The sequence below is a fragment of the Marinococcus halophilus genome, assembly GCF_900166605.1.
Lineage (GTDB): Bacteria > Bacillota > Bacilli > Bacillales > Marinococcaceae > Marinococcus > Marinococcus halophilus.
Window position 1 is genome coordinate 183,075 of sequence record NZ_FVZD01000005.1, and the last position, 19,640, is coordinate 202,714.

The 19,640-nt window shown below is 46.9% G+C and carries 19 protein-coding genes; 11 read left to right on the forward strand and 8 right to left on the reverse strand.

Translation table 11 applies throughout. The annotated features are described in order from the left end of the window. The first annotated feature begins 187 nt into the window (after positions 1-187). The 5 genes from B5066_RS03350 (at position 188) to B5066_RS03370 (ending at position 4,445) form a co-directional block, all read left to right on the forward strand. On the forward strand, positions 188-448 hold the full coding sequence (locus B5066_RS03350) for a metal-sensitive transcriptional regulator (RefSeq protein WP_079474543.1): 261 nt from the start codon (positions 188-190) through the stop codon (positions 446-448). A 512-nt stretch (positions 449-960) separates the two neighbouring features. Next, entirely contained in the window at positions 961-1,413 is a 453-nt protein-coding gene (locus B5066_RS03355) for a hypothetical protein (protein WP_079474544.1), read from the forward strand. An 88-nt stretch (positions 1,414-1,501) separates the two neighbouring features. Further along, the gene (locus tag B5066_RS03360; protein ID WP_079474545.1) at positions 1,502-1,849 is read left to right on the forward strand and encodes a YflT domain-containing protein; all 348 of its coding nucleotides are present in this window, start codon (positions 1,502-1,504) and stop codon (positions 1,847-1,849) included. A gap of 139 nt (positions 1,850-1,988) precedes the next feature. Beyond that, the gene (locus B5066_RS03365; RefSeq protein ID WP_244897337.1) at positions 1,989-2,795 is read left to right on the forward strand and encodes a ZIP family metal transporter; all 807 of its coding nucleotides are present in this window, start codon (positions 1,989-1,991) and stop codon (positions 2,793-2,795) included. Between the two features lie 270 nt (positions 2,796-3,065). Continuing rightward, a complete protein-coding gene (locus B5066_RS03370) occupies positions 3,066-4,445 on the forward strand; it encodes a sigma-54-dependent transcriptional regulator (protein WP_079474547.1) in 1,380 nt (459 codons plus the stop codon). A gap of 90 nt (positions 4,446-4,535) precedes the next feature. Here B5066_RS03370 and adhP read toward each other — a convergent pair whose 3' ends face one another. The 3 genes from adhP to B5066_RS03385 form a co-directional block, all read right to left on the reverse strand. Continuing rightward, entirely contained in the window at positions 4,536-5,552 is a 1,017-nt protein-coding gene (gene adhP, locus B5066_RS03375) for an alcohol dehydrogenase AdhP (protein WP_079474548.1), read from the reverse strand. A gap of 215 nt (positions 5,553-5,767) precedes the next feature. Further along, complete coding sequence (locus B5066_RS03380; RefSeq protein WP_079474549.1) at positions 5,768-6,049, reverse strand: iron-sulfur cluster assembly accessory protein; 282 nt, start codon at positions 6,047-6,049, stop codon at positions 5,768-5,770. A gap of 266 nt (positions 6,050-6,315) precedes the next feature. Beyond that, positions 6,316-7,614, reverse strand: a complete 1,299-nt coding sequence (locus tag B5066_RS03385; protein ID WP_079474550.1) for an arsenic transporter — start codon at positions 7,612-7,614, stop codon at positions 6,316-6,318. A 170-nt stretch (positions 7,615-7,784) separates the two neighbouring features. On the opposite strand from B5066_RS03385, the gene B5066_RS03390 reads away from it, so the two are divergent. Genes B5066_RS03390 through B5066_RS03400 form a run of 3 tightly spaced genes read left to right on the forward strand, consistent with a single transcriptional unit; the run spans position 7,785 to position 10,062 of the window. Next, positions 7,785-8,369, forward strand: a complete 585-nt coding sequence (locus B5066_RS03390) for an NADPH-dependent FMN reductase (protein ID WP_079474551.1) — start codon at positions 7,785-7,787, stop codon at positions 8,367-8,369. 32 nt (positions 8,370-8,401) lie between these two features. Further along, positions 8,402-8,899: a cation:proton antiporter regulatory subunit gene (locus B5066_RS03395; protein WP_079474552.1), complete on the forward strand. Its 498-nt coding sequence runs from the start codon at positions 8,402-8,404 to the stop codon at positions 8,897-8,899. Between the two features lie 5 nt (positions 8,900-8,904). Then, entirely contained in the window at positions 8,905-10,062 is a 1,158-nt protein-coding gene (locus B5066_RS03400) for a cation:proton antiporter (RefSeq protein ID WP_079474553.1), read from the forward strand. A gap of 139 nt (positions 10,063-10,201) precedes the next feature. On the opposite strand, the gene B5066_RS03405 is transcribed toward B5066_RS03400, so the two are convergent. Both B5066_RS03405 and hemQ read right to left on the reverse strand, forming a co-directional pair. Then, positions 10,202-10,807 (reverse strand): trimeric intracellular cation channel family protein, encoded by a 606-nt coding sequence (locus tag B5066_RS03405; protein ID WP_079474554.1) that lies wholly within the window; start codon positions 10,805-10,807, stop codon positions 10,202-10,204. Between the two features lie 402 nt (positions 10,808-11,209). Continuing rightward, positions 11,210-11,959: a hydrogen peroxide-dependent heme synthase gene (gene hemQ / locus B5066_RS03410; RefSeq protein WP_079474555.1), complete on the reverse strand. Its 750-nt coding sequence runs from the start codon at positions 11,957-11,959 to the stop codon at positions 11,210-11,212. 360 nt (positions 11,960-12,319) lie between these two features. Between hemQ and pta the strand changes: the two genes are divergently transcribed. Next, positions 12,320-13,324 carry a phosphate acetyltransferase gene (gene pta / locus B5066_RS03415; protein ID WP_079474556.1) on the forward strand — a complete coding sequence of 335 codons (1,005 nt, stop codon included), beginning with the start codon at positions 12,320-12,322 and terminating at the stop codon, positions 13,322-13,324. Positions 13,325-13,370: 46 nt separating this feature from the next. Here the strand turns inward: pta and B5066_RS03420 are convergent, their stop codons facing one another. The 3 genes from B5066_RS03420 to B5066_RS03430 form a co-directional block, all read right to left on the reverse strand. Beyond that, on the reverse strand, positions 13,371-14,237 hold the full coding sequence (locus B5066_RS03420) for an MBL fold metallo-hydrolase (protein ID WP_079474557.1): 867 nt from the start codon (positions 14,235-14,237) through the stop codon (positions 13,371-13,373). A 109-nt stretch (positions 14,238-14,346) separates the two neighbouring features. Beyond that, the gene (locus B5066_RS03425; RefSeq protein WP_079474558.1) at positions 14,347-15,693 is read right to left on the reverse strand and encodes a sugar porter family MFS transporter; all 1,347 of its coding nucleotides are present in this window, start codon (positions 15,691-15,693) and stop codon (positions 14,347-14,349) included. A 133-nt stretch (positions 15,694-15,826) separates the two neighbouring features. Continuing rightward, on the reverse strand, positions 15,827-16,669 hold the full coding sequence (locus B5066_RS03430) for a lipoate--protein ligase family protein (RefSeq protein WP_079474559.1): 843 nt from the start codon (positions 16,667-16,669) through the stop codon (positions 15,827-15,829). Positions 16,670-16,907: 238 nt separating this feature from the next. On the opposite strand from B5066_RS03430, the gene B5066_RS03435 reads away from it, so the two are divergent. Both B5066_RS03435 and B5066_RS03440 read left to right on the forward strand, forming a co-directional pair. Next, on the forward strand, positions 16,908-18,152 hold the full coding sequence (locus B5066_RS03435) for a dicarboxylate/amino acid:cation symporter (RefSeq protein ID WP_079474560.1): 1,245 nt from the start codon (positions 16,908-16,910) through the stop codon (positions 18,150-18,152). Between the two features lie 146 nt (positions 18,153-18,298). Then, positions 18,299-19,612, forward strand: a complete 1,314-nt coding sequence (locus B5066_RS03440; protein ID WP_079475048.1) for an HD domain-containing protein — start codon at positions 18,299-18,301, stop codon at positions 19,610-19,612. The last annotated feature ends 28 nt before the right edge of the window (positions 19,613-19,640 follow it).

Genomic DNA, 19,640 nt, shown 5'->3' on the forward strand with positions numbered 1-19,640 from the left:
GAAAGAAAGAAGGGGATTGCAAGGATCGAAAACATTTTAAAGGCTAACGGCTGTGCGTGGGCTGTTGTATTTATACATATGTTTGACAAATTCAGCAGTGGCGTTTATATTTTTTATATACCCCTTAGGGTAATGAAAAGATAAATGACAGACATATAAATAATCTATTTGAAAGGAGGAAGTTTTGATGGAATACAATGATCAGATGAAAAACCGGGTAAAACGGGTGGAAGGCCAGGTCCGGGGCATTCTGCGCATGATGGAAGAAGAAAAGGATTGCAAGGAGCTCGTTTCCCAGATGAATGCTGCGCGCACAGCGCTTGACCGCACGATTGGCCTTGTAGTAAGCACAAATCTGGAAGAATGCGTTCGTGAGCAGATAGAGAAAGGAGAAGACAGCGAAGAGCTGATTCAGGAAGCTGTCAATCTATTGGTTAAAAGCAGGTAAATATATTTATATAATGTGTATGTAGGGAAAGTAAAGGCTAAGCCATAAAAATAGACCGGCAAAGAAAAGACCGGCAGCTAGCAAAAAATAAAACAGCCTGTTTAATTGCAACAACCCGCGCAGCCGTGCTCTTCATAGAAGAGCGCGGTTTTTTAGTATGGCATACGTTCCTGATCTTCGTGAACACTTGTTTTTGCCAAAGGTTGTTTTTTGACGTTTTAATATTTCAGCCATAGTGCAAAAAATCAACTGCTCAGCTGAGAGTAGTTGATTTTCTACACACAGCTGTTTCACGTGGAACACTATCCCTGCCTTAGGATAAAATTGTGACGTTTTAAAACTGTCGGCGGGGAAGCCTTTGAAACCGAAATGTAATGACAAGCCTCGTTTATTAAGTATTGCAAATGGACGGAGGCATTATAAAATTCACCGTATGATAAAAGGATAAAAAGGGTATAGATTTTAGGGCAACAGGCACAGGTTAACTAAAATCTAATAAAGGTGGCTTCATAATGCAGAGAGAGGACCAGGAAGTAGTATTTATTTCCGACAAGATTCATGCAATTATTCTTTTTTTGGATGATATAATTATCCAGGAAAAGCACCATATGAAAGACATTGAGCAAATGCAGCCTGAAACGATGAAATCGCAGAGACACAAATCAGAAATCATTCTGAACATTATGGAACGTTCGGCAGAGCTACTCCGGGGAAGGTTTCCGGACTGTTGCGAAGCAGGATCACAGGTGACTTACACTGTGAAAGACCTGGAAAAAGCCAGGGAGGATTTGAAAAACATTCATAATGACACATTTAAAGAATATGGCATTATTAAATCAAACTATGAGCCGGGCCAGGCCAATGAAGATTCCTTTATTACAAAAACGGTGGTAGGCCTGGTTAATTATAATGTCCACTTATTTGAAACAAAGTTTTTGGACTATATGGAACCGCACGCTCTATAGGTGAAAAGTAAGAGTTTAACGGCAGCCGGTTTAAATAAAGCCAGAATTGTTTATTAAGAGTAGCAGTAAGCAGCAAAAGGAGGCTTTTATGAAACCATTTGTTAGAGAATATACCAATGATGAAGCACTGCAGCAGGACGTTCAGCGTCTGGCTGAAAAGGGTATCGATAAAAAGAACGTGTACGTTATGACCCATGATAACGATCGTACCGGACGTATCGCAGAAAATGCGAATGCCAATACCGTCGGAATGAAAGAAGAAGGATTAAAAAACGCAGTAGGAAATATGTTCAGCAAAAAAGGTGATGAGCTTCGCAACAAATTACAGGAAATTGGTTTATCACAGGAAGAAGCCCACGAATATGAGGATGAACTCGATGAGGGGAAAATTCTTCTTATCGTGACAGATACCGAAGGCGTCAACACGATTATTTAATAGCAATAAACGAAGTCGCTTCCTGTACCAGGGGCGGCTTTCCGTTTATAAATTGACAAGCTTCCATTTCAAGGAATAGAATAATGTTAGATTTTCCTTAGGGAAACTTTTTTTAATAGAGCAAAAAGGGGATTGTATTATGGAATGGTTTGCGGAGCTGCATCCTACACTACAGGCATTAATCGGCTCTTTGTTTACTTGGGGCATGACCGCGGCGGGGGCTGCAGTAGTGTTTTTTACGAATAGAAATAACCAGAAGCTGATGGATAGCTTGCTGGCATTTGCCGGAGGGGTTATGATTGCTGCAAGTTTCTGGTCGCTGCTTTCTCCAGGCATTGATATGGCAGAAGAGCAGGGACAGATACCTTTTTTACCGGCTGTTGTTGGTTTTTTGCTTGGCGGCGTGTTTCTTCTTTTGTTGGATAGAGTCATCCCGATGATGAACGAGGATACGTATTTTACAGAGATAAAAGATAAGTACGCCAAGCACCGGACGACAATGCTTGTTTTTTCGATTACGCTGCACAACATTCCTGAAGGTTTGGCTGTAGGTGTTGCGTTCGGGGCACTGGCCTCAGAATTCAGCAGCTCAACGCTTGCGGGAGCCGTAGCTCTTGCTCTTGGCATCGGTATTCAGAACTTTCCGGAAGGCACTGCAGTCTCGATGCCGCTGCGGCGGGACGGAGTATCGAAAAAGAAAAGCTTCTTTTATGGACAGCTGTCTGGTTTTGTGGAACCGGTGGCTGCAGTGATTGGTGCTGCTGCTGTAATCATAATTCAGCCGCTGCTGCCATTTGCTCTCAGTTTTGCAGCGGGTGCAATGATATTTGTCGTGGCGAAGGAAGTTATTCCGGGTTCGCAGGAAAAGGGGAACATACGGCTGGCTACTTTCAGTCTGATGATCGGGTTCAGCGTTATGATGGTGCTGGATGTAGCTTTAGGATAGCACAGAGCACAGGGGCGCTCTGTGCTTTTTTATTTGTACTTAAAGACGTGGGAAGTCTTTGCACAATCGCTGGGGCTGAGCGATAATAAATACATATTTAGTAAGCGGTCTCAATAACGGAGGAAAGATTGAAGATTACGAGGGAAAGGGACCGGATTGTACAAAACCTGCTCTTTTTCTCCTTGCTGGAAAGAAAGTACTGAATGCGGTGTTAATAAAGCAAAGAGGTTATTTTCCAGTTGAAGCTGCCGTTAGAAAAAGGGGGCAAACATGAAAATATTAGTAATTGACGACGACTACGATATCGGCACGTTTTTCCGTTACCTGCTTGTAGAGCAGGGCCATCATATTGACCTTGCCCATGATGGAAAAGAATACGAACGCCTGCGCGGCCAGAACCATTTGTATGAACTGGCATTTATCGACTTAAAGCTGCCCGACACGAATGGATTGAAGCTGCTCGCAGACCTGAAACAGACTCAGCCTTCCTGCCGCTGCATTGTCATGACGGGTTACAGTACGATTGACACAGCTGTAGAAGCGGTCAAGCTTGGAGCCGAGGACTATATTGAAAAACCGTTTGAAGACATCAGCATTATTGAAGAAAAATTACAGCAGCCGAAGCAGAACCTTGAAGCCGATGACCAAATTGAACAGGCGGCCGCACAAAGTGGTATGATAATGGGAACAAGTGAAGCAATGCAGAAGGTCATCCAGCTGGCTGCGCGCTTTGCGCAGAAGCCACTGACGATCCTAATCGATGGGGAAACGGGGACTGGAAAAGAGGTGGCTGCTCGCTTCATTCATGAGCTTTCCGGTCTCAGGGAGCGCCCGTTTCTTGGGGTGAACCTCGGCGCCCTGCCAGAGCAGATACTTGAAAGTGAGCTATTCGGTCATGAAGCAGGAGCGTTTACTGGAGCGCAAAAAATGAGGAAGGGGTATTTTGAAATGGCTTCAGAGGGTACGCTTTTACTCGATGAAATTGGCGAAGCATCCTTATCAACCCAGGTGAAGCTACTGCGGGTGCTTGAATCGAAAGAATTTTACCGGGTAGGCGGGGAGCGTCCGATCAAAACCCAAGCCCGCATTATCGCTGCTACAAACCAGGATTTACACCTTGCTGCATTAGCTGAAAACTTTCGTGAGGATCTGCTGTACCGGCTTGATGTCGTGCGTCTGACAATGCCCCCGTTGCGGGAGCGTAAGGAAGATATCCCCGAGATTAGCCGTTTGATCCTTTATAAGGAAATTTCAGAAGATGCAGTCCTTAGTGAAGAAGCTTTGGAAACGCTGCAGGCTCACTGCTGGCCGGGTAATATTCGTGAGCTGACAAACGTATTAGTGAGAGCGGCTGCGGAGGCAGACGGGAAAATTGAGCGCCGGCATATAAATATGAGGGCCCCGGTCAGGAGGACTGCTGCACAGAACCATATTGTATCCAGGGAATGGCTCAGGGAGAAAAAGCAGGAGCTTGAAGAGGAAAACTATTTATCGCTTGAAAGCATTATCGAAAATATACGAAATGAAGAAAAGAGAAGTGCTCGGGATATTATCGACCATGCTTTAATGATTACGCGTGGAAATCGCCGGGAGGCTGCGGAGATACTCGGGGTAAATACACGAAAGTTGCGCTACTGGCTGAATGAATAACTGTGGCAGCACAATGGGGCAAAACCCGGCGGGAAGAGGAGCCCGCCCGGGTTAAGCCGTGTGTAAGTGTTTCATAAATCTGTCAGGTACTCAGTCCTGAATTTTGAGTACAATTCTGCCGTTGATGTCGCCTTTTTCCATTGAATCAAATACATTGTTAATGTCATCCAGTTCCTTTGTTTCAATAATCGGACGGATCTTGCCTTTGGCCGCTAGTTGAAGGCATTCCTGCAGATCTTTGCGTGTGCCGACGATGGAGCCCTTCACATTTACCGCGTTTAACACCGTATCGAAAATTGGGATGGGAAGCTCTCCCACAGGGAGACCTACAATAACTAAATTTCCGCCCCTTTTGACCGTAGAGTAAGCCTGTTCAAACGCTTTGGGGCTGACAGCTGTGCTGATAGCCGCTTCCACTCCGTTTAATTTTTCCATCAACACTTTTCCCGGATTTTCGTTCATGCTGTTAATAGTCATATCTGCGCCCATTTCCTTCGCGAGCTCCAGTTTATCATCGCGAATGTCGACAGCGACGACGTTTAAAGCCATAGCTTTTGCGTACTGTACAGCTACGTGCCCGAGGCCGCCGATGCCAAAAATAGCAACCCAGCTGCCTGGCTTGGCTTCAGAGACTTTGAGCGCCTTATAGGTCGTAACACCAGCACAAAAGAGCGGGGCTACTGTATCAAAATCCAGGCTGTCCGGAATTTTTGTTACATAGTGGGCCGGCGCTTTGCAGTATTCCGCATATGCTCCGTCGACGGAATAGCCGGCATTCAACTGCTGCTGGCACAGGGTTTCTCTTCCGGACAGGCAGAATTCACATTCACCGCATGCAGAGTAGAGCCATGGAATGCCGACGCGGTCTCCGGCTTTGATGGATTTGACTCCTTCCGCGACTTTTTCTACAGTGCCTACACCTTCGTGGCCCGGCACAAGGGGAAGCTTCGGTTTAACCGGCCAGTCCCCGTGAGCCGCGTGCAAATCGGTATGGCAGACCCCGCAGGAATGAATTTTGACAAGCACTTCCCCGTAATCAAGCTCGGGTACTGGGATATCTTTGATTTCCAGCTTTTGATGAAATTCATTAACTACTGCTGCTTTCATGAGTGGACCCCTCCTTGTAATTTTGCAGGATGCATCCTAAATATATGCAAGGAGCGTGCCAACAATGTAGGCACTACAAAAGGTGCCTGGAATGGTGACGGGGTAAGGAGAGTTAAATAAGCAAGCCGAAATTTCGGCCCGATCGGACAAAAATCAGCGTTGAAATGAAAAAAAGCAGTTCTGCTTTAAAAGCAGAACTGCTTGATGGCGTTTAATTATTCAGCTTCCGGAAGTCCGGCCATCACGAGCTGTGTTTCGCCGTCATCGTTCTCCTGCGTGTCGAGTGTAACGTCCTGCATCAAGTCAGTAACCCGGTTGTCGACTGCTACTTTAATGCCGTTTGCTTCTACCACCTGGTCGTTTTCCTGCGGATCCTGAAGCACAAGGCCGATTTGAGAGGAATCTTCCATCTCTTCGACTGCTACGCGAAGGTGATCCATGTTGTTTTCTTCCATAAGTGGTTCTAGTACTGCTTTAGCACCGTTTGTAATTTCCAAGGGTGAGCCTCCTTTGTTTTTAAACCTGTATAGAATATAGCTATACCTTTTTTTCTGGTTCTGCAAACTGCTGAATACATCCCCTGCTCTCCGCAAAGCATAAAATGCGCGAAGCCGGGCGCTGGATCTTTATTATTTGCAACTCTGCCAAGGGTAACAACAAAACCGCTGTTATTCAAATAATTCATACAGGAAACATGGCGGATGCCCCTATTTCGAACATAGAACACGTTATATTTCCCAGGAAATAGTCGATCGTTTTCCGCTCAGTTTCCAATGATTAAAAGCCATACGTATAGGCCGGCAAGAGTAATAAACAGCGTAGGAATGGTCAAAATGATACCGACTTTAAAGTAATAAGCCCAGGAAATATGAAAGCCGAACTGTCGCAGCACATGAAGCCACAGCAGAGTAGCGAGTGACCCGATTGGTGTTATCTTTGGCCCAAGGTCGCTGCCGATCACATTGGCGTAAATAAGGCCTTCGCGTACCGTGCCGGACACAGCTGTTTCTGAAATAGCCAGAGCGTCAATCATCACTGTCGGCATGTTATTCATGATAGAGGACAAGAGAGCGGCAATAAAGCCCATCGAAAGTGTTCCGACAAATAATCCCTGATCAGCAGCAGCCTGTATCACGACCGCCAGCTGCTCGGTAAGCCCGGCATTCTGGAGACCGTAAACGACGACGTACATCCCTACTGAAAAGAAAACAATATCCCAGGGAGCTCCTTTTAATACTTTGCCCGTTTCAACGGCCGGACTGCGGCGGGCCATCAACAGGAAGAATAACGCCACGACACCGGCAATAACAGAAACGGGGACCGCTGCAAACTCGCTGACGAAGTATCCGGTGAGAAGGACCGCGAGCACCACCCAGGAAAGCCGGAACATTTTGACGTCCCGAATCGCGTCCTTTGGATTTTTGACTTTCTTGACGTCATACCGTCCGGGAAGATCTTTTCGGAAAAAAAGGTACAAAACAAGAAGGCTTGCCCCGATAGAGAAGAAATTCGGGATAATCATCCGGGTAGCATATTCAATAAAGCCGATACCGAAAAAGTCGGCGGAAACAATATTGACGAGGTTGCTGATAATCAGCGGCAGGGAAGCGGTATCGGCGATAAAGCCGCTGGCCATGACAAACGGAAGAATCATACGTTCTTTGAACTCGAGCGCTCTGACCATCGCCAGCACGATCGGCGTTAGTATCAGGGCGGCTCCGTCGTTGGCGAAAAGTGCTGCCACAACAGCTCCAAGCAGAATTATGTAAATAAACATCCGCAGGCCGCTGCCTCCGGCGATTTTAGCCATATGCAGAGCGGCCCATTCAAAAAAGCCTATCCTGTCCAAAATCAGGCTGATAATGATAATAGCAACAAAGGCGAGGGTAGCGTTCCATACGATTCCGATGACGGTTTCAACGTCACCGAAGCTCACTACCCCTGCGATGAGAGCGATAATTGCGCCTCCACAGGCTGACCAGCCAATATTTAAGTTTTTCGGCTGCCAAATAACTAATACAAGTGTGATAAGAAAGATAATGATTGCGAATAGGGTGTCCATAAGTACCTCCAGGCGGGGCCGAAAACGATGCGGCTTCCGTTTATTGATTTTATTATATAAGCATATGCTAATGTAAATAAACCGAGAAGTCAAAACACGTCTCTAATCTTTTAAAAAAAGTATGATTGCTAGAGTAAAAGAGTAGAAAAAATGTATAATGAGGCTAGAAGGTGATCGTAAAGGCGGTGAAGTTTATGACGGGGGAACAGATGAACGTAACAGTAATCTGCGGGAGTCTGCGGAAGGAATCCTACAATCGAAAGCTGTTGGATTTGATGAAAGCAGAGTTTCCGGAGCATTGGGAAGTTGAGGAAGCATTTTTGCATCATATTCCGCTCTATCATGCCGATGTAGAAGAAGTGGGGACCCCTGAAGCCGTAGTAAAGCTCAAGCTTGCAATGATGCGTGCCGATGGAGTCATTATCGTGACCCCGGAATACAACAATGGGATGCCGGGGGTGGTAAAAAATGCCCTGGACTGGGCGTCGAGTCCACCTGCCCATTCTGCTCTGACCCACCGTGCTTTTGCGCTTGCCGGAGCAACTCCCGGCAGTGGCGGCACGGCCTTATCGCAGTACCAGGTCCGGCAGACACTTACAGCAGCCGAGGCCTATGTGATGCCCGGGCCGAAAATGCTGGTGGCAGGAGTGGCAAAAAAAACGAACAAAGATTCAGGTATGCTTGAAGATGAAAAAATAACGCGGCACGTACGAAAATTCGTGGAGGCGTTTGACAGCTGGATGCACCGTTTTTGACGGATAAAGAAAAGGCACAGGAGGAATGGCAAATGAGAATCAGAGAACATGACCTGCCTGGAGTAGGAAAACGAGTATCGTTTGAAAACCGGGACGGTATCACTACGGTCATGATTGTACACCACAGCGGTAAAAGAGAAATTTATTTCGTTGAAGACGAAGACGATGACGAGGCGCTGTTTTCCACTATATTCACATCCGATGAAGCAAAGGAACTGGGTGCCCGCCTGCTAGGCGTTCACGATGAACCGGTGGATGAAGAAAGCTTTGAGCGCTTCCGTTTATTGAGAAAGAAAATGTTAGTTGACTGGATTAAAGTGAAAAAAGGCTCCCAGATGGATACACGCTCGGTGGAAGAAGCCCAGACTTCAATACCGGAGGGAGTTTCTATCGTTGGCATCATGAGAGATAAGGATATTCTTCCGAAACCCGAGGATGATTTCATCATTCAGGCCGGGGACACACTTCTTGTGGTCGGAAAAAAAGACATTATTGGTCGCTTTGAAGAAGTTTGTAAGGCGAAAGGATAGTTCTTATGCCGGAAATGCCTGAATTGCTTGCTGCGGGGCTGATGCTGCTCGTGCTGTTTATCGGGGGATGGCTCTCTTTTAAAATGCGGTTCCCCGACGTCATTATCTATCTATTGATTGGAATTGTCGTCAGCAGCTGGCTGGCAGATTCGCATCTGTTGTATTTTGCAGGGGAGATCGGGATTGTCCTGCTGTTTTTTATGCTGGGAATGGAATTTCCGGTCCGTCAGCTTATCCGTGTTGCCACCAAAGTTTTTCGGGCTGGTATTCTTGATATTGTCCTCAGCTTCGGGGTCACGACTGGTATTGCGCTTTTGTTTGAGCTTGGATGGCTTGAAGCATTGATTATAGGTGGAGTCGTCTATGCCACGAGTTCCTCGATTACAGCTAAAATGCTTGAGAACTCTAAACGAATGGCCAGTCCGGAGTCGGAATTTATCCTTGGCCTTCTTATTTTTGAAGATTTATTTGCGCCGGTGCTGGTGGCAGTGCTTGTCAGTATGACTGTCGGCAGCGGGGTTACTGTCGGCACGCTGGGATGGACCTTCGTTCAAATTATTATATTAGTCGCAGGAGCTGTACTGCTCGGAATACTTATTTTCCGAAAATTGCGTTCATTCGTGGACCGCTATATGGATGAAGATTTTTTTCTCCTTTTCGTATTTGGTATTGCGCTCACATATGGAGGTATCGCCCTATACTTGAATCTGTCCGAAGTGCTGGGCGCCTTTTTGGCAGGCATTATTCTGGCCGAAGTCAAGCGAAGCGACGTGCTCGAAGGGTTAGTGGTGCGTTTTCGCGACCTGCTGCTGCCGATGTTTTTCGTTTACTTCGGAACAACCATTGAGGTGGGGGAAGGAGTACCGATGATTCCAATGCTTCTCGTACTGCTCGCCTGGTCGTTGGCTGCTAAAATAATCGTCGGCTTCGCAGGTGGAAAGCTATATGGCCTGTCGTCCAAAGTAGCCCTGCGTGCAGGCTTGTCTTTAACTCAGCGCGGAGAATTCTCCATTATTATTGCGGCGCTTGCCACTGGTACGCTAAGGACCTTCAGTAGTATTTTTATTCTTCTTTCCGCTCTCATCGGAGTATATTTGTTCCAGAAAGCCCCGGAGATTGCTACAGGCATCTACGGCAAGAAAAGAAGCAAAAAAACAGCATAAATGAAAGTGTGGAGGGCTGCTCTGTATAGAGCGCCTCTTTTTTCATGGATTTATTTTTAACTTCTGCTTTATGTATTATTATAATAACCATTAAAGCCCCGTACGGTATAAAAAACCTGCCGGGGACCGGCAGGAGGAACTACATGGATGGAATAGTGCGATGGGGAAGCTTCCATTGAAAACGGTAGGAGCATACACGTCCGGAAACGAGCAGCACGAATAATAAGAAGAGACCAAAGCCGCCGGTAACCCAGCCCATTCCAATAAACAGCCCGCCGACGAGTGCCCAAAGCGCGTAAACTTCGGAGTGAAGCACCATTGGCTTTCGGTTGGCCAATACGTCGCGAATTAGCCCGCCGCCGCTGCCCGTGAGTACTGCTGCCACGATAACAGCGCTGAGCGGATGCCCCATTTCCACAGCGAAGAGGGCCCCCTGCATCGCAAAGGAAGCAAGGCCGATAGCATCAAAAAATGACCCCCAGCTATGCCAGTGCTTCATTAAGATGTTTGGAAACAACACGAACAGCAAAATTGAAAAGAAAGAAACTTGAAAAAACAATCCCTGGCTCCAAAGTTCGGATACAGGAACCCCGATTAAAATATTTCGAATCGCTCCCCCGCCAAAAGCAGTAATAAATCCTAAAAATAATACCCCGAATATATCAAGGTCTTCTTCCATTGCAACAATCGCCCCACTGATGGAAAACGCAATGGTGCCGATTACGGTCAGCATATCCCAGGTCATACGGCTCCTCCTCTTCTGGATGATGCGTCTTCATATAAAAATCGCCGCCAGAAAGGCAGCGACGGCACATACAATTTTAGTCCGAGGATGATTATAAGCTTTAACTGTAAAAATAGCAACCTGGAACCTGGTGTGAAAAGAGCCGGAACCTTTCTGTTTCGATGGTCCAAAGGGTGGTTAATATTTCAGCAGCCAGGGAAGCATACATTTATAAAAATATGGACGGGCCGTATGCATGCCGTATGCATTCGGTAGAAGACATTGTAGAAAGAATACAGTGTCCGAAGAAGCGTGAAAGGCTTTTAGAATTAAACTATTTCCCGGGAAATAGAAGCTGCATGAATTCTCTCAAGAGACAAAAAACCGCCAACAAGCGTATGCGCTTGTTGGCGGTTTGCTCTATTATACGGAAAAATAAGACTGAATCTTTTCGGGTTCGAGAATATTTCCGACATAAAACGCTCCGAAATCCCCGTAACGGGCAGAAACTTCATCAAAACGCATTTCGTATACGAGCTTTTTAAACTGAAGAGCGTCATGAGCAAATAAAGTAACTCCCCACTCCCAGTCATCGAGGCCGGTAGAGCCGGTAATAATCTGTTTTACTTTTCCAGCATACTGCCGTCCGGTCATGCCGTGGGCCTTCATTAGTTCGCGGCGTTTATCAATCGGCAGTGAGTACCAGTTGTCTTCGCCTTCCCGTTTTTTATCCATCGGGTAGAAACAGAAATGCTCCCATTTCGGCAAAATAGGATAAATGCGGCCACGGATCCACGGGTTATCAAGAGGATCACTGTCATCTTCCGGTGGCGTATAGTTTCCAAGCTCCACAATGGAAACGTACGAATAGGCAGGGGTGGTGTAAGCTGCCAGCCCGGATTTATCAAAAGCAAGTTCAATATCATGAATTTCTTCCATCGTTTCACGAAGCACCATAATAACAAAATCAGCTTTTTGTCCGACGATTGTGTATAAAGCATGGCTTCCTTTTTCAGCCTCTTCGACCTTTTGGAATCCTTCAATCATACGATGAAATTCGTTGACCATCTGGTCGCGCTCTTCGCTTGGCACCTGCTTCCATGCATGCCAGTTAAAGTGGCGGAAGTCGTGGAGACAGTACCAGCCGTCCAGTGTTTGAGAAGCTTCGCTCATCTTGATTCCTCCTTCTTCTAAACCTTCCGTTGCCCACTATACCATAGTACACGAGCGTCCAAAACGAATATGATTGAGCAATTTGTGACAGGAGCAGCCGCCTTTGGTAAATGTTAATGCCCTCTGTGCCAGGAATTAAAAGAAGTCAAAAGTGTGAAAATTTACAAATCATTGAATTTATTCGTCTTGGTTTATTTTTCACGGCAGAAGGAGTATGCTAATGTATGAAAACGAAACAGGCATTTTCATAATAGACAATCTTGAGGCAGGCTTCAAAAGCTTCGCGTAACATCTGAAAAACTACTACAATAAAATCAATACGATATACACTTGTTTACAATATTTAGAGGAGGTATTTTGTTGAGCGATCTTTTCGCATCCATTTACGATCAGGTGAAAAAAGAGCATCCTTCCATCGTACTGCCGGAAGGAGACGACGACCGTGTTGTTCAGGCAGCTTCGCGTTTGGGAGAAGAGAATGTCCTCACACCTATTCTCATTGGAGATGAACAGGAAATAGAAACGCGTGCCACGAATTTAGGTGTCTCTCTGGATAACGTTACGATCTTCAATCCAAAAACGTATGAAAAAATGGACGAGCTTGTAGCAGCTTTTGTAGCCCGCCGAAAAGGAAAAGAGACAGAGCGGACAGCAAAAGAAAAGCTGACAGACGTCAATTATTTTGGCACGATGCTCGTATATATGGATTTCGCAGACGGACTTGTCAGCGGGGCCGCCCACTCTACTGGAGATACCGTCCGTCCGGCGCTTCAAATTATTAAAACGAAGCCAGGTATTCAAAAAACGTCCGGCGTCTTCATTATGGTGAAAGAAGACCAGAAATTCGTATTCGCAGACTGCGCTATTAATATATCGCCAAACGCTGACGAATTGGCAGAGATTGCTATTTCCACCGCGGAAACGGCGAAATCGTTTGATATCGATCCAAAAGTAGCGATGCTCAGCTTCTCTACCAAAGGCTCGGCTGCCTCCATGGAAACCCAGAAGGTGTCTGAGGCGACAAAAACGGCCCAGGAGACTCGTCCAGACCTTGTTATCGACGGGGAGTTCCAGTTTGATGCTGCGTTTGTCCCGGCTGTAGCTCAGAAGAAAGCACCGGAGTCTCCGCTCCGCGGCGAGGCGAATATATTTATTTTCCCAAGCCTTGAGTCAGGAAATCTTGGCTATAAAATCGCCCAGCGTCTCGGTGGCTATGATGCTATCGGCCCGATTCTCCAGGGCTTGAACAAGCCGGTAAACGATCTTTCAAGAGGCTGCAGCATAGACGATGTTTATAAGCTTTCCCTGATCACTGCCAAGCAGGCTATCACCGAACGTGAAGCAGTGGCAAATAAAGGATCATAAAAGTAAAGAAACCTTCCGGAAGTTTTCTCCGGAAGGCTTTTTTGTGCTATTGCCGGGTGTCGTGCGTCTGTGTTTCCGGTACGGCGAGGTTATCAAAGTCATCTGCAAGCTTTTGAAGTCCATCGCTTAGCGCGTTGCCGCGAATTGGCATGCCGTGGCCCGTAACGGCAGCTGCCGGCTCGAGCTGGTTTAACTTCTCGACAGACTTTTTAGCTGCACTCCAGTCCATCGTTAAATATTTTGGCGGGCCGTGGATTTCAAGCTTCTGCGTTGTTACGCGGGAAAGAGACTCTTGTTTTACGGTAACAAAAGCGTCACCGGCAATAAGCGTCCGGTCTTCTTCCCGGAATAATGAAATATGCCCCGGCGTGTGCCCAGGTGTGTGCAGCCATTTCCATTCATTCAAATATGGGACGGAACCATCGGATGGGAGAGGCTGCACAACGTCTCCTAAATCGATTGGTTCAATTGGAAACCTTGGCGACATTTTCGCAACGAGTCCGCGGTCTACAGAGCTGTCCGCTTTTGGATATGCTTTCTGTCCGGTCAGATAAGGCATTTCTTCCGGGTGGGCGTAAACGGGGACATCCCATTTTTTAACGAGCTCCACCACGGTGCCCACATGGTCAAAATGGCCGTGGGTTAGAATGATAGCGTTTGGTTTATTGTTTGTTCCGTATAAGTCTTCGACTGCCTGAATAACTTTTTCTGAAGATTTAGGCATACCCGTATCAATCAGCACCCAGTTGTTGTTATTGTTATGCTGCTCCACGGTGCAGATATTAACAATTTTATTTGTATAAGCATGAACCCCCGGAGCCACAGTGTGCTCTTTGCCACTCTTCACCGATGTCATCGGCAGATATTTGTCTGCCATTGGATTATAAAGCTTTTCGTTCGTTTCTTCGCTCATCATGCTCCTCCTTTAGAAATGAGTATGTATGATACGTATTTCCGTGCCCTGTATAATTAAAACCACAAAAAAGACGGATGCCCACATGAGCATCCGTCTACAAAGGTGATCACGCTTTGGAGGAAGCTCCTCCGCGAAGATCTTGTTCGATATCTTCGAGGCTGCGTCCTTTGGTTTCTGGAATAAACCGCAGTACGAATAAGAAAGCAAGAACGCCCATAAAAGCGAAGATAACGAAAACCCAATTGATACCTATAGCACCTAATAGAATCGGGAAAGTTAAGGAAACAATCAAGTTAGCAAGCGACAGCACTAGTGTCGTGATACCAGTCGCCGCTCCGCGTGCCTTCATTGGAAACAGTTCTGGAAGCATCACCCATACAACCGGTCCCCATGTGGCGGAGAAAAACATGATAAACACGCCAAGGAAGACCACAATCAGCCAGGCAACGAAAGTAGTCAGTTCGACGCTGAATAAGGTGATGGATAATATGGCAAGACTGCTGACCATGCCAACGTTACCGATCAAAAGCAGCTTTTTCCGGCCGAGCTTGTCGATTGTTGCGATTGCTACGAGCGTCATCAGTACGTTTACTGTACCGATGCCGACTGTTCCAAGAATGGATGCGGCATTGCCGAGTCCTGCTTCTGTAAAAATGGTCGGCGCATAGTAAATGACGGAGTTAATCCCAATCAACTGTTGAAAGGCAGCGAGCAGACAGCCAACCACAAGCATTGGCCGCAGCCATTTTGCTTTCAGAAGGTCGCCGGTGCCTTCTTCAATGTTTTCAATTTCCTTCATTTGTTTCATTTCATCTTCAATTTCCGACTGATCGCGCGTCATGCCCATGACGTTTCGGGCTTCTTGTTCGCGGTCCCGCTTAATCAGCCAACGCGGGCTTTCCGGCATGAAGAGCACGCCGATCATAAGCAGAATCGCAGGCACAGCTGCGAGCCCAACCATCCAGCGCCATCCTTCGATTGGAGTAAAGGCATAGTTCACGATGTACGCAAGCAGAATACCAAGCGTGATCATGAGCTGGTTTAAAGACGCGAGGGCCCCGCGCTGACTTGTTGGAGCCATTTCTGACAAGTAAACAGGTACCAGCGCAGTGGAGCCGCCGACTGCCAGGCCGAGAATAATACGCCCGGTAATAAGTACACCAGCGTTTGGAGAAAAGGCAAGAGTCAATGAACCAATTAAGTATACAAGTGCTATTACAAATACAACCCGTCTTCGCCCGAACTTATCCGAGACATAGCCACTCAAACCGGCCCCTACAATAGCACCGGCCAGTAGAGAGCTGACGACGACGCCCTGCAGAAAGTTCGATAGAGGAATGTCCTGATTAATGAAAAGCAAAGCGCCGGATATAACACCGGTTTCATAACCGTACAGCAAACCACCCAGGGCTCCAAAAAAGTATATCCAGCCTTTGCTTAAGCCGTTAGACATAATACACCCACCTTTAATTTTTTTGTCCTGACAGAATTCTTCCACGTTTAAGGGGGGCCCAAACATTTCCATTCAATAAATTCATAAGAAAACAGCCACAAACAACTTGTGTTTTAGGCTGTATAAGGTTTTCTTATGAGCGTGGCTGGGTCGCTTTTTTGTTTCTTGCAAGCACCCGCTCGTAATAGTGATTGAAGCGGGCCTGTTCGTCTTCTGTAAGCTGATCTTCGTACACAGAAGCCCCCAGGCGCTCTGCTGTCTGCTGCATCCGCCTGTTGATATCCTGAATGGAAAAAGCAGTACCGTACAGCTCTTCAAGAGAAGTCATTACAGAAGGGTCAACGGCTGGCCAGGTGATCTTTATATCTGGCTGAGCACTAGCAGCCCGCTCGTAGAATTCCCGTAAAACCTCTGCACGGGCAGCTCCGCTCCGGGTAACCGCCAAATAAATCTGCACCGCTACACCTCCCCGGATACGGCGCTGCGAAATGCCTGCAAATTTTTTTCCGCCGATGCTTAAATCATAAGACCCTGGACAGTACGAGCCGACGATCTCATAGGCATCAATATAGCCCGGACTGTCAGCAAATACCTCCTGCATAAATGCCCACATCCATTCATAGCCGGCATGGATAGAAGACCCGCGTTCCTCTTTAAAAATAAGGGATAGATTATAAATTCCTTCATCAAGCACGACAGCAAGGCCTCCCGAATTGCGTACAATCACTTCGTATCCCTGCTCCCGGAGATATTCAAGCCCGTCGGCCGCAGCCGGCAGCCGGGTATCCTGAATACCCAGGACAACAGTGGGGGCATGCACCCAGGCACGCATAACAGAAGGGGAAGAACCCTCTCCAAGACTCACACAAAAATTATCATCAAAGGCAAAAGATTGCAATGGATCCATACTTAATCCTGTAGTGGAATGGTCGATCCACCGCCACCTCTTCCCTGTAAAAATATCTCTCATTTCCATTTTATGTACCCCGATTCTATTCATTTTCATTTTGATCGGTTTTATTATAACACTGCTATTTCTATGTAAGGTATTACATACTGCTAAATAATAGAAGAAACCAGGATTTTTCCTTTCCAAATGGGATAATGAACAGTATAATTACGGTATCTGCCTGAAAGAGTTTTTAGTGGAGGGGCCCAAAAACAACATAGAGAGAATATTCATAATATTTATATTTGAAGAGGGGGACCTGGTCATGAACAAAAAATTAACGATTTGGATTTTAATCGCGCTCGTCGCAGGTGTGATTGCAGGGATCATTCTAAGCTTTGGTCCGGACAGCGTGTACAATCCGTTGGATACATATGTGCTATATCCTATCGGCGAAATTTTCCTTAATTTAATTACGATGCTCGTAGTACCGATTGTGTTCGTTTCGATTACACTCGGGGCAGCGGCTTTGAACCCAAGAGATCTAGGGCGGATTGGAGGCAAGACGATTGCGTTTTACCTTGTGACGACCGCGATTGCCCTGACCATCGGTGTTATTGTTGCTTATGTGCTTCAGCCGGGGGCCGGCGGAGACTTTGATATTCAAAACGCCAGCTATAACGCAGAAGAAGCGCCTTCCATTACTGACACCCTGCTTGGCATTATTCCGGACAATCCGGTACAGGCGATGGCAGAAGCGAACATGCTGCAGATTATTGCCTTTGGTATCTTTGTTGGTATTTCCCTTGCCATGCTTGGAAGTAAGGTATCGATGGTGACAAAATTCTTCGAACAATTAAACGACATTCTTATGTTTTTGGTTACAATTGTTATGTACACAGCTCCGTTTGGCGCCTTTGCCTTAATTGCTTCTGCAATTGGCGAAGCGGGACTGGGAGGCCTCCAGTCCATTCTAATGTATGGTCTTGCAGTTATTCTTGCTCTCGTGCTCCAGGCAGCTGTAGTTTACACTCTTGCTATCTCTTTGCTTGGCAAGGGCAATCCGCTCACTTTCTTTAGAGAATTCTTCCCGGCGATGGCTGTGGCTTTCAGTTTATCGAGTTCGAGTGGGACGCTGCCGATTTCGATGAGGATGGCCCAGGAACGGCTGAAGGTAAGCAAGCCGGTATCAAGCTTTGTTCAGCCGCTTGGCTCGACGATTAATATGGACGGTACCGGCATTATGCAGTCCGTGGCGGCAGTATTTATTTCGCAGGCGTACAGCATCGAACTTTCCTTTACCCAGGTAATTGTGATTATTCTGACGGCAACACTGGCAAGCATCGGTACTGCCGGCGTGCCGGGCGTAGGACTGATCATGCTTTCACTCGTGCTTACCCAGGTGGGGCTGCCAGTCGAAGGTATTGCCCTGATTATCGGTATTGACCGTCTTCTTGATATGCTCCGGACTTCCCTGAACGTAACAGGCGACGCCGTATGTGCGTTTGTCATCGACCGTTCGGAGAAGCGGAAACGGGGAGAAGACATTGAACACATTGGAGCGGAATGATTTTAACAAGTACCGGCGGCATATGCTGCCGGTATTTGTTATGGCTGCTTTTTTTGCTAAGCCAGGAAAGAAATTGCTATAATAATAGTATTAGATACACGATCAGCGGGCCCGCTGAAACAGAAACGGAAAGGAACGCAATGACCATGCCGGTTGGAAACAAGAAGCTTCCAGAAGAAAAAGTGTTTAAGGATCCGGTCCACCGCTACATTCATATTAGTGATGAGCTTATTTGGGATCTGGTTGGGACAAAAGAATTCCAGCGGCTGCGCCGTGTACGCCAGCTCGGAACGACGTTTCTGACATTTCACGGAGCGGAGCATACCCGCTTTAATCATTCCCTGGGCGTGTATGAAATAATGCGTAGAATTATCGAAGTATTTGAAGGCCGTCCGCATTGGAATGGGAATGAGGGACTGCTTTGCCTGAGTGCGGCGCTCCTACATGATATCGGTCACGGTCCGTTTTCCCATTCGTTTGAAAAAGTGTTCAACACAGATCATGAAGAATGGACGCGCCATATCATTTTAGGGGATACAGAAGTAAATACCGTTCTTCGGCGGATGGGAGAGGATTTTCCCCAACAGGTTGCAGATGTGATCGAAAAAACCCATCCGAATAAATTGATTGTCAGCATGATCAGCAGCCAAATTGATGCCGACCGGATGGATTATCTGCAGCGGGATGCCTTTTACACCGGGGTCAGCTACGGTCATTTTGATATGGAGCGCATACTCCGGGTCATGAGACCGACAGAAGACCAGGTGGTAATTAAGGCGACCGGCATGCATGCGGTGGAGGATTACATTATGAGTCGGTATCAAATGTACTGGCAGGTATATTTTCATCCGGTGACGCGGAGCGCAGAAGTAATACTGACCAAAATCCTGCAGCGCGTCAAAGACCTTAAAAACGAGGAGTACCCATTCAAATATCCTCCGCACCACTTTGAAAGCTTTTTCCGCGGGGCCATTACGCTCGAAGATTACCTGGACCTCGACGAGTCGGTTGCGATGTACTATTTCTTAATGTGGCAAAAGGAAGAAGATGCGATTTTGCAGGATTTGTGCCGTCGCTTCATGAACAGGCGGCTGTTTAAATATGTGGAATTTGACCAGCATTTTATGATGAACGAATGGCTGCGCCTGCAGCAGCTGTTTGCAGATCTCGGGGTGGATCCTGCCTATTATCTGGTCGTCGATTCTTCTTCAGACCTGCCTTATGATTTCTACCGCCCTGGTGAGGAAGAGGACCGGGTGCCGATTCATCTTTTAATGCCGGACCGCCGCCTTCGCGAATTGTCGAGAGAATCGGATGTAGTAGAAGCAATTTCAGGTAAAAAACGAACCGATCACAAGTTATACTACCCTTCAGAAGTTCTTGAGGAGCCCGGCCAAGAAGATACAAAGCAGCAGATTAAGGACATCCTTCATCTGAAATTAGGGAAAGTGGAACGTTAACCGCGCCGTCCTTCCGGTTGAAGCCGGA

What these genes read in the sequence shown, in the direction of transcription:
- B5066_RS03350 (WP_079474543.1), top strand. Translation starts at nt 188, where the DNA reads ATGGAATACAATGATCAGATGAAAAACCGGGTAAAACGGGTGGAAGGC.
- B5066_RS03355 (WP_079474544.1), top strand. Translation starts at nt 961, where the DNA reads ATGCAGAGAGAGGACCAGGAAGTAGTATTTATTTCCGACAAGATTCAT.
- B5066_RS03360 (WP_079474545.1), top strand. Translation starts at nt 1,502, where the DNA reads ATGAAACCATTTGTTAGAGAATATACCAATGATGAAGCACTGCAGCAG.
- B5066_RS03365 (WP_244897337.1), top strand. Translation starts at nt 1,989, where the DNA reads ATGGAATGGTTTGCGGAGCTGCATCCTACACTACAGGCATTAATCGGC.
- B5066_RS03370 (WP_079474547.1), top strand. Translation starts at nt 3,066, where the DNA reads ATGAAAATATTAGTAATTGACGACGACTACGATATCGGCACGTTTTTC.
- adhP (WP_079474548.1), bottom strand. Translation starts at nt 5,552, where the DNA reads ATGAAAGCAGCAGTAGTTAATGAATTTCATCAAAAGCTGGAAATCAAA.
- B5066_RS03385 (WP_079474550.1), bottom strand. Translation starts at nt 7,614, where the DNA reads ATGGACACCCTATTCGCAATCATTATCTTTCTTATCACACTTGTATTA.
- B5066_RS03395 (WP_079474552.1), top strand. Translation starts at nt 8,402, where the DNA reads ATGAGAATCAGAGAACATGACCTGCCTGGAGTAGGAAAACGAGTATCG.
- B5066_RS03400 (WP_079474553.1), top strand. Translation starts at nt 8,905, where the DNA reads ATGCCGGAAATGCCTGAATTGCTTGCTGCGGGGCTGATGCTGCTCGTG.
- B5066_RS03405 (WP_079474554.1), bottom strand. Translation starts at nt 10,807, where the DNA reads ATGACCTGGGATATGCTGACCGTAATCGGCACCATTGCGTTTTCCATC.
- hemQ (WP_079474555.1), bottom strand. Translation starts at nt 11,959, where the DNA reads ATGAGCGAAGCTTCTCAAACACTGGACGGCTGGTACTGTCTCCACGAC.
- B5066_RS03420 (WP_079474557.1), bottom strand. Translation starts at nt 14,237, where the DNA reads ATGAGCGAAGAAACGAACGAAAAGCTTTATAATCCAATGGCAGACAAA.
- B5066_RS03425 (WP_079474558.1), bottom strand. Translation starts at nt 15,693, where the DNA reads ATGTCTAACGGCTTAAGCAAAGGCTGGATATACTTTTTTGGAGCCCTG.
- B5066_RS03430 (WP_079474559.1), bottom strand. Translation starts at nt 16,669, where the DNA reads ATGGAAATGAGAGATATTTTTACAGGGAAGAGGTGGCGGTGGATCGAC.
- B5066_RS03435 (WP_079474560.1), top strand. Translation starts at nt 16,908, where the DNA reads ATGAACAAAAAATTAACGATTTGGATTTTAATCGCGCTCGTCGCAGGT.
- B5066_RS03440 (WP_079475048.1), top strand. Translation starts at nt 18,299, where the DNA reads ATGCCGGTTGGAAACAAGAAGCTTCCAGAAGAAAAAGTGTTTAAGGAT.